This is a genomic window from Microbacterium sulfonylureivorans (assembly GCF_003999995.1).
In the GTDB taxonomy this organism is placed as follows: domain Bacteria; phylum Actinomycetota; class Actinomycetes; order Actinomycetales; family Microbacteriaceae; genus Microbacterium; species Microbacterium sulfonylureivorans.
Window position 1 is genome coordinate 556,117 of sequence record NZ_RJAD01000001.1, and the last position, 17,929, is coordinate 574,045.

General features: G+C 63.9%; 11 protein-coding genes. 1 reads left to right on the top strand and 10 read right to left on the bottom strand.

Annotated features, from left to right (window positions below; genetic code table 11):
• Nucleotides 1-83: 83 nt before the first annotated feature.
• The 10 genes from EER34_RS02515 to EER34_RS02560 all read right to left on the bottom strand — a co-directional run bounded on the left by EER34_RS02515 (nucleotide 84) and on the right by EER34_RS02560 (nucleotide 16,693).
• Entirely contained in the window at nucleotides 84-3,971 is a 3,888-nt protein-coding gene (locus tag EER34_RS02515) for a galactose-binding domain-containing protein (RefSeq protein WP_164743423.1), read from the bottom strand.
• Between the two features lie 483 nt (nucleotides 3,972-4,454).
• Entirely contained in the window at nucleotides 4,455-8,459 is a 4,005-nt protein-coding gene (locus tag EER34_RS02520) for a galactose-binding domain-containing protein (protein WP_164743424.1), read from the bottom strand.
• 293 nt (nucleotides 8,460-8,752) lie between these two features.
• A complete protein-coding gene (locus tag EER34_RS02525) occupies nucleotides 8,753-9,118 on the bottom strand; it encodes an L-rhamnose mutarotase (RefSeq protein ID WP_127472997.1) in 366 nt (121 codons plus the stop codon).
• 21 nt (nucleotides 9,119-9,139) lie between these two features.
• Nucleotides 9,140-9,847, bottom strand: coding sequence for a GntR family transcriptional regulator (locus EER34_RS02530; protein WP_127472998.1), 708 nt, complete (start codon nucleotides 9,845-9,847; stop codon nucleotides 9,140-9,142).
• An 18-nt stretch (nucleotides 9,848-9,865) separates the two neighbouring features.
• Nucleotides 9,866-10,756, bottom strand: a complete 891-nt coding sequence (locus EER34_RS02535; protein ID WP_127472999.1) for an amidohydrolase family protein — start codon at nucleotides 10,754-10,756, stop codon at nucleotides 9,866-9,868.
• 18 nt (nucleotides 10,757-10,774) lie between these two features.
• A complete protein-coding gene (locus tag EER34_RS02540; RefSeq protein WP_127473000.1) occupies nucleotides 10,775-11,560 on the bottom strand; it encodes an RraA family protein in 786 nt (261 codons plus the stop codon).
• A gap of 22 nt (nucleotides 11,561-11,582) precedes the next feature.
• Nucleotides 11,583-13,553 (bottom strand): DUF8034 domain-containing protein, encoded by a 1,971-nt coding sequence (locus EER34_RS02545; RefSeq protein WP_127473001.1) that lies wholly within the window; start codon nucleotides 13,551-13,553, stop codon nucleotides 11,583-11,585.
• 5 nt (nucleotides 13,554-13,558) lie between these two features.
• On the bottom strand, nucleotides 13,559-14,560 hold the full coding sequence (locus EER34_RS02550; RefSeq protein ID WP_240642082.1) for a carbohydrate ABC transporter permease: 1,002 nt from the start codon (nucleotides 14,558-14,560) through the stop codon (nucleotides 13,559-13,561).
• Nucleotides 14,557-15,456 (bottom strand): carbohydrate ABC transporter permease, encoded by a 900-nt coding sequence (locus EER34_RS02555; RefSeq protein WP_240642083.1) that lies wholly within the window; start codon nucleotides 15,454-15,456, stop codon nucleotides 14,557-14,559. Before EER34_RS02555 ends, EER34_RS02550 begins: the two co-directional genes overlap by 4 nt.
• Before the next feature lie 91 nt (nucleotides 15,457-15,547).
• Complete coding sequence (locus EER34_RS02560; RefSeq protein WP_240642084.1) at nucleotides 15,548-16,693, bottom strand: ABC transporter substrate-binding protein; 1,146 nt, start codon at nucleotides 16,691-16,693, stop codon at nucleotides 15,548-15,550.
• A gap of 396 nt (nucleotides 16,694-17,089) precedes the next feature.
• Here EER34_RS02560 and EER34_RS02565 point away from each other — a divergent pair, with 396 nt between their 5' ends.
• A complete protein-coding gene (locus tag EER34_RS02565; RefSeq protein WP_240642085.1) occupies nucleotides 17,090-17,827 on the top strand; it encodes an SDR family NAD(P)-dependent oxidoreductase in 738 nt (245 codons plus the stop codon).
• Nucleotides 17,828-17,929 lie beyond the last annotated feature (102 nt).

A 17,929-nucleotide genomic window follows, 5' to 3' on the forward strand; every position in this document is an offset into this window, starting at 1 on the left:
CCGAACGAACGCATCGCCGGCGAACCGTCGACGCGAGAGGCGCGGCGCGGCGCGGACGAGCCCGCGCCGCGCCTCTGTGCTGGTCAATCCAGGTTGGGAAGCACTTTCACCTCGGCGAGGCTGAGGTAGTTGGTGCCAGTGAGCTGAACCATCACGTATCGCCCGCTGAGGTCGGCGGGGACGATTGTCGGGCTCCCCGCCTGAGCGGTCTGATGGAATCCCGTGGCTACCCCTTCGGTGACACGCTGGGCGGCCGTGATATTCGGGGTGAACGGGACCGAGGACACGAAGACCCAGTAGTCGGACAGTCTCTCAGGTACGCCGTCGGTGCGGTTCCACACCTGGACATCGCCGATGTTCCGGGTCTTGCCCAGGTCCACAGACCACCACGCATTCGCCTCCTGTCCGGTCGAAGTCACCGAGCCGGCGAAATAGTTGCCGTTGGTGTTCCCGTCCACCGCTCTGGATGCCGCGGCCCCGCTGTATGTCGACGACTGGGTCGCCGTCCTGCCCTGAGCGAGGTTTGCTGCGGGAAGCACCCTCAACTCCGCAAGGCTGAGGTAGTTGGTGCCGGAGAGCTGCACCATCACATACCTACCGTTGACGTCAGTGGGAATCGTCGTGGGGCTACCGGCCTGAACTGTCTGGTGGTACCCGGTGGCCACCCCCTCGGTCACGCGCTGCGCGGCAGTGAGGTTGGGGGTGAAGGGAACTGGCGAGACGAACACCCAATAGTCGGACAGTCTTTCAGGAACGCCGTCGGTGCGGTTCCAGACTTCGATGCCACCGATGTCTCGGGACTGACCCAGGTCCACCTGCCACCACGCGCCAGCACTGAGCCCGGTCGAAGTGACCGAGCCGGCGAAGTAGTCGCCGTTGGTGACCCCGTCCACCGCTCGGGATGCCGCAGCGCCACCGTACGTCGACGACTGGGTCGCCGTCTTGCCCTGAGCGAGGTTCACCGCGGCGGAGTACAGGTTCTGTATCTCGGCCGGGGCGAGGGCACGGTCATACAGTCGCACGTCGTCGATCGAACCGATGAAGCCGTTGGACTTCGAAGATCCTTCCGCACCGATGATCCAGTACCAGTCGTCCCAGTTGATGGGCGTTGTGACGTTCGCCGTGGCCTCTTCCGTGCCATCGACGTAGATCTTGAACGTGCCGTTCTTCACGTAGCGCCACGTCACCAGATGCCAGCTGCCGTCGTTCACGCTGGTCGTGGAGTTCACTCGCCCGAACGAGGAATGATACAGATTGACTTTGCCGCCGCCGGCGGTGCCGGTGTTGAACGTGAACTGGACCCCAGGACCGTCCCAGCCGCCGAACAGGTAGGAGTTCGTTGCGGTCGAAGTCGTCTTCACCCACATGCTCAACGTCATTCCACTGGCGGTTCCGAGATCGCGAAGGCCGATGTCAGAGTGACTGTTCGCACTGCCCAAGCTGAGCGCGTTGCCGGACTTGCCCGACACCCAGCTCGTCGTGCCGCTCACGGTGCCGTTTGCGGCGAACCCTGAGGAGTCCGCTGCGACCGTTCCGCTGGCCTCATCGAGCTTCCAGTGCCCGATCGGCCCTTGCGCTCCCATCACCTCGACCACCGAAACGTTGGCGACGTAGGCGGCATTCGGCGTGGTGGAGTCCTTGAGGACCTTGATGGTCGCGCTGGTGCTGCTCGGGCCCGTGGTGAACTTCAGAATCGGATGCTGCCACGAAGCGGTGGTGGTCGTGAGCGGCGTAACCGCTGGGCCGCCGAAGTTCTCGACAGTCATGCTGACGACTGAGCCAGCGCCGGCAGTGTGCAGTCGCAGATACGCTCCCGCGTCGTAGGTCGTGTTCGGCGACAGTCCGGTGATCGTCTGCTCGATCCAGTCACCTTGCTGGAGAACGGCCGACGACCTCATGTTCACTGTGTAGGCGTCCCAGCTAGCCCCCCAGGCCTTGTGCACGTCCACGGAGCTGTCGCTGATCGTCCACCCATCGTGCCAGCTCAGATTCTGGATGGCGCCGCCCCAGACCCTCGCATCGAACGTGCCGTTCTCGACCAGGTTCATACGCGGCCAGACCCCGGTAGTGGAGGTCATGGCAGGCGGGTTGGCGAAGTCGTGTCCCGCAGTCCAGCTCGCGGCATCCTTCTCGAACGCGCCGGCATCGGGAGCGACGCCGGTGTAGCCATCGGAGATTCCTGGAAGAAGCATGCCGGCATCGATTGCGGGAGACGTGTTCTGAAGTCGCAGATCATGCCCGGCTTCGTTGACGAAGAGCGGATCCGTATTCTCCAGATTGTTGCTCTTGCTGCTTCCTCCCATGGTGGTCGCGAATGTGCTGCGCGTCGTGATGTTGTTCGCGCCGAAGTTGTTGTACCCGGGGCGCTCATACCAGTTGAAGCCGGCGAGTCCCGGGTTCACGAGCGTGTTGTGGTACATCTGCACATTCTCCGAGCCGCCGTTCACGAGGATGCCCCATTCATTCCCGGTGTCGTACACAACGTTTCTGTGGATGCCCAGGTTCATCGTCGCATTGTCTGCGTAGAGCGCACCCAGAGCATGAAAGTCATGAATGACGTTGTACCGCCAGACCGAATTGCCCATGTCCATCGCATACGTGTGCGTTGCTCCATCGTCGGTCTGCCCGTCGAGGAGCAGGTGCGAGATGTCATTGTGTTCGACGATCGTGTCGTTGTAGTACCCATGGAGGGCGTTCATTCTCATTTTGGTGATGGTGTTGTGGCTAATGAGAAACTCACTGCCGATCGCCCATACACCCATCACGGCATCCGTGATCAGGTTGTTCACGACTTTGTGACCCTCTCCGCCGAGAGTGACGGCAGCGGCGGTGACGTTCTTGATCGTGCTGTTCTTGAGCGTGTTGTCCTTGCCGAAGTGGTTGCTTCCCTTGGTTCCGCCCAGAAGGACTCCAGCGTCAGTGGAGAATCTCCAGCCGCTGTACGCGAAGCCCTCCAGGTCAACGTTCTGCGTGTAATGCAGGCGCGAAACGATGGGGTTGTCGACGACGACATCGTCGATCACGGTGTCGTGCGAATCCCACGCCCGGATCCCGGCGCCGAGAAAGTCGAGGTTCTCAATATGGATGTAGTTCGCGTTGCCGAGGTCGAAGCCCCACTCACGGGTCTTGATCTTGACGGTGTGGTCTGCGGGGCTGCCTCCGCCCGGGGTGATCAGGTACAGCGTGTTCGTCGTCTTGTCGACGTAGTACTCGGTCTCGACGTCCATCGCGACACGGGCCCCCGCGAGGACGAAGTGGGCCGAGCCCGGGTACATTCCCGACGGCAATTGCCATCCGTACTCGTTTCCCGACAGGCCGGCACCGTCGAAGGTGACTCGATGGTTGCTCTGCGTATAGTCGGTGATCTTCCACGGATAGAATCCCCAACTCTGACGCGCTGAGGCGGTGACGATCCCGCCGTTCCATGCATCGTCGCCACCGGGAATCGTGGTGCCTTCAATCCACGTGGGTGACACCGTGGTCATGTGATTGACGTTCGGTGCTGCGGTCCACGTTGCATTGGCGCTGCCCTTGTTGGGCCACTGCGCCAGCGTCATCTCAACCCCATCCACGAAGACTTGCGACTTGTCGACGCCCAGCTCCGAGGCGGCGACGGAGTGCTTGTAGACGCTGCCGGAATCCACCTGCCAACCGGACGAACTGACCTCATCCAAACCCGTGATGGTGACGTCGTCGTCGTTGTACCGCTGGAAGGTGATCGGGTTGCTGGCCGTGCCGCTGTTCGCCGGCGTCACCGTCTCAGGGTAAGTACCCGCCATGATGTGCACCGTGTCACCGGCGACGGCAACGTCCGCGGCTTTCTGAATGGTCTTGAACGGCGCGCTCGTAGAGCTGCCCGCGTTCGTATCCAAGCCCATCGAATCACTCACGTAATAGTCCATGCCCGCGGCGCGCGCAGATGCCGGCGCAAACGTCAGCATCGCCGCGACCAATACAAGGCCGAGCACCATTGAAAGCGCTCCTCGGAGCGATCTGTTCATCGTCACCTCACGTCGTCCGTTCTCAGCCCCATCGCTGATAGCCGCTGCCGAGATCGTCAGCGCCGCGAGGGGCGCTGCTCCTCGCTGTCCCGATCGGAATGCTCGCCTCATTGCGAATCCGCCCTTCACCATTGATGGCCGTGCTCATGGATATCGACCTGCGCTGCCGGAACGCAGCTAAGGCGTAGCGGGACAGAGCGGCCGTCTGATCGCCACTGTGCCAGCGGTGCCCACCTATTGTCAATCGCCAATCGATGAAGCTAAAATGGCGTCACCGTCGACTTCAACCCAGTCGTCCCGAGCGCACAAGACACGGGCCGGACGGTCTCGGACGTACGGCAGGGCGATTCGAATTGGGGCCACCGCTGCCGCGCCGGCGCCGTGCTGGGGAGACCCGGCTGACGCCGAGCTCGGGGCGCCGGCGCAGGCCTCCGCGCCGGCGCCCCTTGTCGGTCAGTCCAGGTCGGGCAGCACCTTCACCTCGGCGAGGTGGAGGTAGTTGGTGCCGGAGAGCTGGACCATCACGTACCGACCGCTGACATCAGCGGGGATCATCGTGGGAGATCCTGCCTGCGCGGTCTGGTGGAAGCCGGTGGCCACCCCCTCGGTAACGCGCTGCGCTGGCGTGAGGCCGGAGGTGAAGGGAACAGGCGACACGAATACCCAGTAGTCGGAGAGGCGCTCTGGGGCCGCGTCGGTGCGGTTCCAGATTCTGATGTCACCGATGGCTCGAGTCTGCCCCAGGTCCACCTGCCACGACGCGTGGGCCTCCTGCTGCGTCGAGGTGACGGACCCCGCGAAGTAGTTTCCGTTGGTGATTCCGTCGACCGCCTTGGAGGCGGCGGCGGTTGTGTACGTCGACGACTGCGTCGCGGTCTTTCCTTGTGCGAAGTTCGTCACCGGTGCGAGCACCTTCACCTCGGCGAGGCTGAGGTAGTTGGTGCCCGCGAGTTGGACCATCACATACCGTCCCGTGACGTCAGCAGGGATCGTGGTGGGAGACCCTGCCTGGGTGGTCTGGTGGAATCCGGTGGCGACTCCCTCGGTGACGCGCTGCGCCGCGGTCAGGCCGGGGGTGAACGGAACCGAGGATACGAACACCCAATAGTCGGAGAGACGTTCCGGGACAAGATCGGTGCGGTTCCAGACCTGGATGTCGCCGATAGCCCGGGCTTGCCCCAGATCCACCTGCCACGATGCGTTGGCCTCAAGCCCGGTGGAGGTGACCGAGCCGGCGAAGTAGTCGCCATCGGTGATGCCGTCCACTGCCCTCGACGCACCGGCGCTGCCGTACGTGGATGACTGCGTCGCCGTCTTGCCTTGCGCAAGGTTCTCCGGGGCGTAGTACAGCTGCTGAATCGCTGATGGCGCCAGCGCGGTGTTGTACAGACGCACATCGTCAATCGAGCCGTTGAATCCCTCCGTCTTCGAGGATCCTTGCGCACCGATGATCCAGTACCAGTCGTCCCAGTTGATGGTTCCGACATTCGCGGTGGCTTCTTCGGCGCCGTCGACGTAGATCTTGAAGGTGTCGCCCTTCACATACCGCCACGTCACCATGTGCCAGCTGCCGTCATTGACGCTCGTTGTGGAGTTGATCCTTCCGAACGACGAATGGTACAGATTCACTTTGCCGCCACCGGCTCCCCCGGTGTTGTAGGTGAACTGCACGCCCGGACCGTCCCAGCCGCCGAACAGATAGGAGTTCGTCGAGGTGGAGGTCGTCTTGACCCACATGCTCAAGGTCACGCCGGCGGCGTTGCCGAGGTCATGGGAGCCGATGTCCGCGTGGCTGGTCGCACTGCCCAGGCTCAGCGCATTCCCGGACTTGCCCGCAACCCAGCTCGTCGTCCCGCTCACCGTCCCGTTCGCGGAGTTGCCGGATGAATCGGCCGCGACCGTTCCGCTGCTCTCGTCGAGCTTCCAATGCCCGATGAGGCCGGCTACCTGCAGGTTCTCGGTCAGGGACACGTTCGCGACATAGGCCGCGTTCGCTGTCGTGGCGTCCTTGGAGATCTTGATGGTTGCGGTTGTGCTGCTCGGTCCCGTCGTGAACTCGAGCGTACGGTGCTGCATTGCGTCAGCGTTTCCCGAGACCGGGGTGACCGCCGAGCCGCCGAAATTCTCGACCGTCATGGTGGCCGAGCCGACGCCTGCTGTGTCCATTCTGAGGTACGCGCCGGCGGTGTAGGTGGTGTTCGGTGAGAGCCCGGTGATGGTCTGCGTGATCCAGTCCCCCTGCTGCAGGACAGCCGACGACCGCGTGTTCTTCGTGTACTCGTCCCAGCTCTCGCCATACGCCTGGTGCACGGCAACGGTGCTGTCGCTGATGTTCCACCCGTCGTGCCACGTCAGATTTGCGATCGCGCCGCCCCAGACCCTCGCATCGAAACTGCTGTTCTTGACGTGATTCATCCGCGGCCACACTCCGGTGGAGGATGTCATTGCGGGCGGGTTGTCAAAGTCGTGTCCTGCCGTCCAGCCGGCGCCGTCCTTTTCGTAGGCGCCGGCGTCGGGCGCCGACCCGGTGTAACCATCGGAAATGCCGGGAAGGACCATTCCTGCATCGATCGCCGGCGACGTGCTCTGCAGGCGCAGATCATGGCCCCCTTCGTTGACGAAGAGCGGATCGGTGTTCTCCAGGTTATGGCTCTTGGTGCTGCCGACCATTGTGGTCTGGAACGTGGACCGCGCCGCGATGTTGTTGGCGCCGAAAACGTTGTAGCCCGGCAGATCCCAGAAGTTGAATCCTGCCTGGCCAGGATTCACAAAGGTGTTGTGGTACATCGCCACGTTCTCCGAGCGCCCATTCACCATGGCCCCCCAGGGACCGTTGATGTCGTAGACGACGTTTCTATGAATCCCGAGATTCATCGTCGCATTGTCGGCATAGAGCGCGGCAAGGGCAGAGAAATCGTGAATCCTGTTGTATCGCCAGACGGAATTTCCCATGTCCATGGCGTACGGGTGCGTTGCACCATCGTCGGTCTGGCCGTCCTGAAGCATACTCGAGATGTCGTTGTGCTCGACGATCGTGTCGTGGTAGTACCCATGAAGGGCATTCATCTGCATTCTGGCGATGGTGTTGTAGCTGATGAGGAAATCGCTACCGTTCGCCCAGATCCCCATGGCGGAGTCCGTGATCTCGTTATTCACGACATTGTGTCCCGTTCCGCCCAGGGTGACGGCAGCCGTTGTGGTGGCGTTCTTGACCGTGCTGTTCTTGAGCGTGTTGGAATGACCGAAGTGGTTCTTTCCTCTGGCACCACCCAGCAGAACGCCGCTGTCCGTCGACATCCGCCACCCGCTGTATGCGAAGCCTTCTAGATCAACGTCCTCCGTGTAGTGCAGGCGCGACACCGCGGGGTAGTCCAGCTCGACGCGATCGATCACGGAGTCGTGCGAATCCCAGGCTCGAATCCCCGCTCCACGGAGTTTCACTCCTTCGATGTGGATGTAGTTGGCGTTGCCCAGGTCGAACCCCCACTTGCGGGTCTTGATCTCGACGTTCGACCCAGGGCTGCCCCCGCCTGGCGCATACAAGTACAGCGTGTCGTTGGCGTAATCCACGTAGAACTCGTTCTCGACATCCACGGCGACACGCGCGCCCATGAGAACGAACTCCTTGTCATCCGGGTACATGTCCGTGGGCAGTTGCCATCCATACTCATTTCCGTCGAGGCCGGCACCGTTGAGTGTGATTCGGTGGTTGCTCTGCGTGTAGTCGGTGATCTTCCACGGGTAGAAGCCCCACCCCGACCGGGCGAGCGCAGTGACGATCCCGCCCGTCCATGCATCGTCGCCACCGGGTATCTCTGCCCCGGTTGTGGCTCCTTCGATCCAGGTGTCTCCCTCGGTCGTCATGAAATCCACGTTCGGCGCTGCTGACCAGGCTGCCCTTCCCGTGTTGGGCCACCGCCCCAAAGTCATCTCTACACCGCCCACGAACACCTGTGCGTTCTCGAGTCCCATCTCAGGGTCGGAGTCTGGCACGGTGTGCTTGTAGACGTTGCCCGCGTCCAATTGCCAGCCGGTCGAGGGGACGACCTCCAGTCCGCTGATGATCACCTCATCGTCGTTGTACTTCTTGAAGGTGATCGGGTCACTGGCCGTGCCACTGTTGGCGGGTGTCACCTTCTCGCGATATGTGCCGGCCATGATGTGGACCGTGTCGCCCGACACAGCGACATTGGCGGCTCTCTGAATGGTCTTGAACGGCGCGCTCGTCGAACTTCCCGCGTTCGTGTCCGATCCGCTCGTCGCGCTCACGTAATAGTCGGCGCCTGCAGCGCTGGCCGATGTCGGTGTGAGGGCCAGCGTGGCGACGACCAACGCGAGGCCCAGCAGCAGCGAAGTCACTCTTCCCAGCGAATTGTTCATCATCACGTCACGTCGTCCGTTCTCAGCCTCATCGCTGATAGCCGCTGCCGAGATCGTCAGCGCCGCGAGGGGCACCACTCCTCGCTGGTCCGATCGGAATGCTCGCCTCACTGCGAATCCGCCCTTCACCATTGATGGCCGTGCTCATGTCTTTGGATCTGCGCTCGCGTATCCGCACTTTGCATGACAGGAAGCGCAACTGCCTGATCGTCGACTATGCCTGCACAATCGGCTATTGTCAATCGCCAATCGATGATGCAGGAGTTTCCAGAGCGGCGGGCGAGATCACCGCGCACGAGGGGCCCGACCTGCAACGCGGGCGAGGAACAACACGCGACCGACACTGCGGAAGAGAGAGGGGGCGTGCGGCTCTACGCCCCGGTGGAGCCGGCCACGACCCGTGCATCCTCCCCGCCGAACTGCCCCTCGGGAGTCATCGCCCACACGGGATCCAGCGTGGCGAACGATTCATCGGCGGAGTCGACCAGCGAGTCGATCAGTTCGTCCCATTCTGGGTCGATCGGGCCGAGTAGCCGCATTCTCTCCAACGTCGTGTCGAAGCCGTCGATCGTTTCGATGAGGTGGAAGAGGGAATCACCGTCGCGCCAGATCTGCCAGCGCATCACTCCACTCGCGCGCAACGCTGCCTCGATCTCGGCCGGAATGCGCGAATGGACCTGGCTGTATCGAGGCCCGGCACCCGGGCGGAGCCGGGCTCGCTGGACTGTCACTTCCACGTGCGGCTCCTCCGGTATGGATTATGCGTCGGCGGCGGGAAGCTCCCCGCGCAGAACAGACTCGAGGTCGTCGCCCTCGCTGCCGGCCAACCTGGCAGCGTGCCGCGCGAACAGCGCCGCCGCCTCCGCGGGACTGGACGTCATCAACGCGTCGAGAAGGTCTTGATGCCATTCGGCCGCAACATGCCAGTCCCCCTTGAACGCAGGGTCGGAGAGGATGTCGAAGGAGCGCAGACTGGGTTCGACGATGTCCCACATCCGTGGCAGGTAGGTGTTGCGGCTCGCCTGCACCACCGCACGGTGGAACGCGAAGTCGTGCTCACGGAAAGCCTCCAGATCACGACGATCGGCAGCCAGCCGCATCCCATTGATCAGGTCGCTGAGTTCGACGCCCTCCTGTTCGCTCAACCGGCCGCAGGTCAGCCTGGCCGCCATCTCTTCGAGAGCGACGCGAGCGACTCTCGCATCCTCTGCCTCCTGCGTCGAGAATCGGGACACGAAGTTGCCGTTGCGCGGAACGTGGGTGACGATGCCGTCATGCACGAGCCGCTTCAGCGCTTCGCGAACAGGGGCTTGGCTCACGCCCAGCTCACGAGCCATCTTGTACTCCACGACCTGATCCCCGGGTGCCAGGGTGCCGTCTTTGATCATCTGCTTGATGTGCGTATAGATCTGCTCAGACAGCAGCGCTCGATCCAGTTGGAGTCCGTGGGTCACTGAGTCGGTCATCTGTCGAGTCTAACGTGATCACTTACCGCTAATCGTTTGCTGATGGCTCCCCGGGGCAGCGAGGTTGTACACGGATACAGCGGTCGACTCCGACAGCGACTGGATCTCGCCCGGGGAGGCGGCGCCAACCGCCCGCATCGTCCACTCGAGCACATCGGTATACCTGCCGGCGCGGGTCGACACCGGCCAGTCGCTTCCGAACATGAGGCGCTCCGGTCCCCATCGCTCGAGCGCCCATCCTGCGGCACGGCGTGCACGACGGTGGTCCTCGGGCTCTGGTGGCCGGCTGGTGATGAGACCGGAGACCTTCGCGGCGACGTTCTTGCGGGTCGCGAGCCGCGCGACGTCGGCTCGCCACTCCTGAGTGGGATCGCCCTCCCCCAGCCCGAGATGACAGAGGACGATGGTGAGTCGAGGGTGCTTGGTCGCGATCTCGCCGACCGAACGGAGCTGATCCGGGCGCAGCAGCAGTTCGAGGATCAACCCGTGGTCTTCGAGATAGCCGACGAGCTCCTCCACGCCGCGGAGCGCCCACCAGTCCGCGGGGTGCTCGTACAGCGGAAGACGCACCCCCTTTGGATACCGGCCCTCACTGAAGACGAGAGGCTCCCACGGTCCGGGCAGCCGATTGCGCGACGGTGCATACTGCAGAACCACTTCGATCTGCGCCTGTGCCAGCGTTGAAGCGTCAGCGACGCTCGAAAGCAACCACGTCGCCTCGGCGGCCGAGTCGCCCGCCTGGACGGCGACAGCGCCACGCACCGGGACGCCGGCCCATTCCTGGGCGAGTTCGGCCGCGGTGTATCTCGTCGCGAGTTGAGGAACCGCAGCGAGCCAGGGCAAGTCGAAAACCCCTGTGTCCCAAAGGTGGATGTGGGCATCGACGAGACCTGCGGAGGACTCAGGCATCCCGTTCAACCAGACAGCTCAGCGGGGCGAGCCTGCCGCGAGCCAGGCCTCATACTCCGCCCGAGTGTCGGGAGTGAGCGGGTAGTAGTCGCTCAGCCTCGCACCCTGGTCGAGCCGCGTGCGGCTGAAGACCTCCCAGTCCTGATGATCCTTCGTGGCCGCGCACAACTCCGACGCGAGCCCCTGAGGCACGATCACCGGGCCGTCGTCGTCGGCGACGACGAAGTCGCCCGGCAGGCAGAGCGCGCCGCCGACGGCGACAGGCACGTCGTACGCCCACGGAAAGAGTTCCGACTGCGAGGCGTAGTGCGGCGTCGTCCCGGTGCTCCAGACGGGAATCCCGAGCTCGCGGATCCGGCCGGCATCCCGGATCCGGCCGTCGACGACGATGCCGGCGCCGCCCTTGCGCTGGAAGTAGCGGGCGAGGATGTCGCCGATGCATCCGGAGAACTGGCTGCCGTACGCCTGGATGACGAGGACGTCGCCGGGCTGCACCGTCTCCATCACCGCCCACAGGGCGGTGTTCCGCTCGACGTACTCCTGAGAGACGCCGGATGCGAGATCCTCCCGCTGGGGCATGAACTGGAGCGTCAGGGCGGAGCCGACGACCTTCTGGCCAGGCTGAAGCGACACCGGACCCTCGATGAACGACCGACGAATGCCGAGTTGGTGGAGCTTCGCGCAGGCCGTGGCCGAACCGATCTCCTGCATGGCCTCCATCTGATCCGCGTCCGGGCGCGACCAGGCCTCTCCACGGATGGGGAGTTGCACAGGCGGCTTCGTCGCGGTGGCGGTGTTGGTCATGTTCAGTTCCTTTCGAGGGGGGTCAGCTCGCGCGGTCAGCAGTGTCGAACCGCTGATGGCGTGGGATGTACGCGCGCAGAGTCATCTGGCAGTCGAGGCGGATCGTGGTGAGCGGTGGCAGCTCCACGAGGAATCGACCCGCGTCCACCGCCAACGACGCAACCGCGTCGTCGACGTGATCGGAGAAGTACGACAGGGAGCTGCCAGGAAACTCGCTGGCCAGCACCGTGTACACGACCGTGTCGAACCGGTCTTCACCGAATGCGCCGCCGCTGATCAGGACAGTGCGCTCTTCGGTCGGACTGAGGTTGACCAGCGTGATACCGAGGCCATTGCCGTCGATCCGGTCCACCAGCGCCGAGACATGCGGCGGCAGGCCGGGGCGGCCCGCCTCAGCATCCGCGTAGCGGACTCGGGCGTACTGCAGACCACCGTTGTAGAGCGTCTGGGGGGCGCCGGTCGTGAGTTGAGTCAGCACCTCGGTGACGACGGGGTTGATCCGCTGCCACCAATGGATGTCGATCTGGTCGGGCGTCGAATCGTCTTCCGCCATGAGCGCCAGGCGTCGTGAGGCCTGGGCGATGGCCATCCGCAGCGCCAGCTCGGGGTAGTCCTCGTTCTCACCGCGCAGATAGGCATACCACGGCGCCTCATGACCTGCTTCTTCCTTATCGCGGAACTCGTGCACGACCGACCAGTCGTATCCCGCCTCGCTCCGAAGCGTCTCGAGCCGGGCGTGGTCAGCGGCATCCATCGATGTCCACCAGAGCCACACCGGAAACGCGGTCTGCATCGGGTGATAGTCGAACCAGCCGTCGAGCGCGTGTCGATAGGGCACCAGCATCACCTGGTTCTGAGCGTCCTCACCCAGTCGAGCAGTCCACTCGCGAAACATGGTGCCGCGTTCTTCAGCGACGACGCCGCGTCGCTTCTCCTGCTGGATCTGCTGCAGAGGAATCCTGGCGAGCTCGAGGATCGAATCGTCTGCTCCGACCAAGCGCGCGTTCATGGCTGCGATGAGCGCTGCCGCACCGACGCTATAGACGCCGTGCGGCCAGACCCAGCCGTAGTGCCCGCCGTACCAGCGTCCGTCTTGCAGCTCGCCGACCTCGCCCGACGGGCCGACGTTGTCCGGCATCCTCCCGCCCAGGTCTTCGGCCCGCTTCTTCCACGCGTCGGCGTACGCCGTGATCCACGAGCTGTAATCGGATTCGTTGTCGTAGAGCCAGGCGTTCGCCATCAAGCTGGTCGCACAGAGGTTTATGGCGGTGTCGCCCGCCCCTAGGCGGCGCTGCATCTCTTGACCCATGAGCGCAGCCTTCTGCGGATCCTCCAGATCCCGCCACTTCTCGATCCCGGGCAGCCCGACGACGGGCAGGCCGTACGGTTCCATGAACCAGAGATCTGTGCCGTAGGTGTTGAGGTCCTCCCCCAGTCCCGGCAACGGGCCGCGCGCACCGTTGTGCGGCGCGCGAATCATGCTGCGCTCGGCATCGAAGTTCCCGGTCGCTGCACCAGGCAGGTAGAGGTCGGCGAATCTCTTCGCTCGCGCGCGGAACGCCTCGTCTGACGGATCCGCCGCGCAGATCGCATAGAAGAAGAGCAGCGACTCGCCCTGGTGGAACCAGTCGTATCCGTTCTCGTACTCGTCGGTGAGAAAGCCCATCCTCGTGAGCTGTGCGGTGACCCCGTTCCAATGCCGCTTGCACGCGTCGAGCAGGTCGGATTCGCCACCCAGCAAGTACAGGGCCGGCCAGTTGAAGAAGGCCTCGTAGAAGTCGTCCACGCCATCCCGGGTGACCAGTGTTCCCTCGTACCGGAGGCTTCCGTCGGGATCGCAATAGCGCTCCGAGAAGCGGCGCCAGGAGACGTCGAGCAGGTCGAAGAGGTGTCGCTCGAGAACCGCCCACGTCGGGGGCATTCCTGCGGGCGCAGTGGCGCGGATGACCGCGGGCGCGGGCGTGGGACCGGGCGACGGGTTCGCTGGCGTCATACGACTCAGCCTTTCGTGGCGCCGGCGACGAGCCCGCCGACGATCTTGCGCTGCATGAAGATGAAGAAGATGAACGCAGGGGCGATCGCCAGCAGCAGCGTCGGGAAGACGAGGGTGTAGTCGGTGGTGTATCGCCCCACCGCCGCGTAGACGCCCGTTGTGACCGTGTAGATGCCCGAACTGGTTCCGAGTACGACCTGCGGATTCACGAAGTCGTTCCATACCGCGATCGAGTTGAGCACCACGATCGTCGCGACGGCCGGCTTCATGATGGGGAAGATGCACGACCAGAACGCGCGGATCTTGCCCGCACCATCCAGGGCGGCAGCCTCGTCGATGTCGCGGGGGACGGTACGCAGGTATGCGACGAACAGGAAGATCGTGATGGGCAGCGTCAATGCTGTCTCGAACAGAACGAACCCCGGGATCGTTCCGATGAGGCCGAGCACCCGGAGCACGAACACGACAGGGATGAGAGTGACCTGGCCGGGGATGAACATGCCCGAGACGAACACCAGCAGAAGCACCAGATGCCATTTGCTGCGACCGCGCGCGATGACGTAAGAGGCCGGTGCCGCCAGCAGGATGCAGAAGACGTTGACGAGCACCACGAACAGCAGGGTGATTCCGTACGCACGGACGACATTGAACTTTTCGCTCGTGAGGGCTTTCGCCAGATGCTCGAGAGTGAAGGTGTCCGGGGAGATGAGCAGCGGCGTGAGCAGGATGTCCGCCTGAGACTTGAACGCGCTGATCACCAGGACGTACATCGGCACCAGCATGACGACGGCGACGACGACGAGCACCGCCCACTTCGTGATGCGACCGACGGACGACGACGCGGTCGGCCTCCGGCGCCGACGACGCGGAGAGCGCGGCGCCTCGACGGCGTTCGCGATGGCTGACGCGGATGCAGGGGTGACGACGGCGTCGGTCGCCGCTGGCACGGTCATGGCTTCGGCGACTGCGGTCGTCTGCGACTCGGTGGACTTGGTCCGCATGTTCATTCCGACACCTTCTTCTCGGCCCCGCGACGGGCGAGCGTCACGGTCAGGGCGATGACGGCGGTGACGATCAGGAGGATGACCGACTGGGCCGACCCGAATCCGAGCTTCGCGTTCGCGAAAGACTCCTTCAGAATCTGGTAGACGATGGTCTGCGTCGAGCCGGCCGGGCCACCATCGGTCAGCGCGAGGACGATGTCGTAGACCTTGAGCAGACCGACGATGGTAAGAACCAGGTTCACGGTCACCACCGGTGCGAGCAGCGGCAGGGTGATGTGGCGGAACTGCATCCACTTGCGGGCGCCGTCCATCATCGCTGCCTCGTAGTACTCCGCGGGAATGGACTTCAGACCCGCGATGTACAGGATCATGTTGAAGCCGAACGCCGCCCAGACCACGGTGAAGATCACCGTCGCCTTGGCCAGCTCGGGGTCCGAGAGGAACGGGATCGGCGCGAGACCCAGCTGGACGAGGACGTTGTTGACAACGCCCTGCGGCGCGAGAAGCGCCGACCAGAGGAACCCGATGATCAGCGCACTGATGATGTAGGGGTAGAAGAACACGGTCCGCGCGACAGTGTTGAGAGGCCCCGATCCGCTGATGAGGGTGGCGAGCGCCAAGCCGACCGCGTTGCAGAGCAGCGTTCCGATCAGTGCGACGACGAAGGTGTAGGTCGATGCGTTGAACACGCGGGGGTTCTTGAACGCATTGAGATAGTTCTCGAAGCCGACGAATTCGAACCTCAGGCTGAACCCGTTCCAGTTGGTGAGGCTGAGCACGAACGCGAGCACCATCGGAACCATGAACATGGCCAGAAAGACGATGACCGCGGGCGAGGCCATGACCAGCCCGGGGAGGCGTCGCCTCCACACGACCACGGCACGAGACGGGGTAGACATCATTGGCCCTTCGTCGAAAACAATCTAGGGTGCTCCCGGGGCGACCGTATAGTCGCCCCGGGAGCGCTGGCGGCGCGAGGGCCGCCGGGTGTCAGCGGTTGCTGGCGAACCAGGCGTCCATGGCAGCGAGAAACTGGTCGGCATTGGCCTGACCCGTCATGAGTGCCTGGACCTGGGTGTTCATCTCGGCGGTGAAGCCGGCGGGCACCGTGTCGTCTCCGGCGCCCTCGCCGGGAGAGACGAACGCATCGACGGGCGTCTCCTCGACGAGCTTCACAATGTCCTTGCTGAGCTGGTCCATCTCGTAGTCGTCGTAGCCTGCGCGGAAGATGCCGTCGCCGGCAAGCTGCGCCGTGATCGCGTCCTCGTCGGTGGTCATGAACTCGACGAGCTTGATCGCAGCATCCTGGTGCTCGGATGCCTTCATGACGAGGTAGGTGTTCGCGAGTGCGGCGGCCACGCGCGGGGTGTCGCCCTCCTTCTCGACCGGCGTGGAGAAGACGCCGATCTCGGGCTTCTCGGCGGCCTGCATCTCGGCGGCGGCGAACCAGCTGCCCATCGGGTAGATGGCGACCTTGCCCGCGAGGAAGTTGGCCTCGGCGTCGGCGTACTTCACACCGACCGAGTCGGCGGGGATGTAGCCCTTCTCGAGCCAGCTCACGTAGCGCTCCGTCGGCTCCTTGAACGTCTCGCTGAAGGTGAGATCGCCAGAGGTCATCTCGGCGCGCCAGTCCGGGTACTCCGCCAGGACGTTGGGGAGACTCTGGTACTGGTACAGGATGTTCGAGAACCACTCGCCACCGGTCTGCAGCGGGATCCACCCGGCGTCCTTGAGCTTCGCAAGCGCGTCCTCGAGGTCATCCATGGTCTCGGGGACCTCGGTGATGCCCGCTTCTTCGAACGCGGCCTTGTTGTAGAAGAACGTCGACTGGAAGTTCGCACCGACGCCGGACGTGTAGATCTTGCCGTCGACCTTGTTCTGCTCGGCGAGGGGCCCGTTCTGAGCCCACTCGTACTCGGAGAGGTCGACAAGCTCGGGCGCGAGCTCGGCGGTCGGAGCCAACCACTCGACGACGTCGGGCACATCGCCCGAAGCGAGAAGCTGCGTCAGCGTGGCCGAGAGACCGTCGGCTCCGGGAGCCACGATCTTGACGTCGACGTTGTTGGCCTCTTCGAACGGGGCGACGACCTCGTTCCAGAATTCCTCCGTCTGGGTGAGCGAGATGTTGGCGAGCATGCTGATCTCGACCTCCTCGCCTGACGCTGGTTCGTTAGTGCTGTCCGCACCGGCGCAGCCGGCGAGGGTGAGAGCAGCCGCTGTAAAGGCTGCCGTGGTCATGATGAAGCGGCGAGTGATCAACTTTGAACCTCCGTGAGTATCGGGTCCCGCTGCGGGTGGATGCCAAGATACGCTAATCGGTAATCGATAACAACCCCACTCTTCGACGAGTATTGCCAGTATCCGGCGGAGGTAAGACGATTTACCGTCGCAGAGCGTATCGCTGCGAAACTGTAAGAAGCCCGAGAGAGAGAATCAGAATCAATCGATTGGCGATACTCGCTAATCCTGTATCCTATGGGAAATGTGCGGACGTTCGTCCGCGCGAGAAGGGATGCTCCGATGACCGAGGGTATGAATGGCCTGATTGCCGTGGTGACCGGCGCCGGCTCCGGCATCGGCCTCGCGACGGCACGACGACTCGCGTTCGAGGGAGTGCGCGTGATCGGTCTGGATCTCGTGCCTGGGGGCCTGGAGCCGTTCGCCACGTGGATCCACTGCGACGTCGGATCGGCGGAGGAGGTCGCGCAGACCTTCGGCGATGTCTCCGAGCATGTCGATCGGATCGACATCCTGGTCAACAACGCCGGCATCGGCGCGGTCGGCGACGTCGAGACCGCGATCGAGGATGATTGGGCGCGCGTCTTCAATGTGAACGTCATGGGCATCGCCCGGGTCACGCGCGCCGCGCTCCCCCTGCTTCGGAAGAGCGGGCACGCCTCGATCGTCAATATCTGCTCGATCGCCGCGACGGTCGGCCTGCCCGACCGCGCTGTCTACAGCGCGAGCAAGGGCGCCGTTCAGTCGATGACCATGGCGATGGCGGCAGACCATGCCCGCGAAGGCATCCGTGTCAACTGCGTCAACCCGGGCACCGCCGATACCCCCTGGGTGAACCGCCTCCTCGACCAGGCCGCCGACCCGGCTGCCGAGAGGGCGCGACTCTCCGCCCGACAGCCCATCGGCCGGTTGATCACCGCCGACGAAGTGGCCTCTGCCGTCGCCTACCTCGCGAGCCCCGACCAGGCGTCCACGACCGGCATCGCGCTCGCCGTCGACGGTGGCATGAACGGCCTCCGCCTTCCCGCATGAGAGCGATCGCTTCGCACTCCCGTCGGGACGCGCGAATACGTCACGAAGAGCGCCAGAAGCACGAGGGTTGCGACCCGCGTGGGCGCCGAGCCTAGGACCGAT

Excerpts from the sequence above, each read along its gene's own strand:
- EER34_RS02515 (WP_164743423.1), bottom strand. The coding sequence starts at position 3,971 with ATGGTGCTCGGCCTTGTATTGGTCGCGGCGATGCTGACGTTTGCGCCG.
- EER34_RS02530 (WP_127472998.1), bottom strand. The coding sequence starts at position 9,847 with ATGACCGACTCAGTGACCCACGGACTCCAACTGGATCGAGCGCTGCTG.
- EER34_RS02535 (WP_127472999.1), bottom strand. The coding sequence starts at position 10,756 with ATGCCTGAGTCCTCCGCAGGTCTCGTCGATGCCCACATCCACCTTTGG.
- EER34_RS02540 (WP_127473000.1), bottom strand. The coding sequence starts at position 11,560 with ATGACCAACACCGCCACCGCGACGAAGCCGCCTGTGCAACTCCCCATC.
- EER34_RS02545 (WP_127473001.1), bottom strand. The coding sequence starts at position 13,553 with ATGACGCCAGCGAACCCGTCGCCCGGTCCCACGCCCGCGCCCGCGGTC.
- EER34_RS02550 (WP_240642082.1), bottom strand. The coding sequence starts at position 14,560 with ATGAACATGCGGACCAAGTCCACCGAGTCGCAGACGACCGCAGTCGCC.
- EER34_RS02555 (WP_240642083.1), bottom strand. The coding sequence starts at position 15,456 with ATGTCTACCCCGTCTCGTGCCGTGGTCGTGTGGAGGCGACGCCTCCCC.
- EER34_RS02560 (WP_240642084.1), bottom strand. The coding sequence starts at position 16,693 with ATGCTCGCCAACATCTCGCTCACCCAGACGGAGGAATTCTGGAACGAG.
- EER34_RS02565 (WP_240642085.1), top strand. The coding sequence starts at position 17,090 with ATGAATGGCCTGATTGCCGTGGTGACCGGCGCCGGCTCCGGCATCGGC.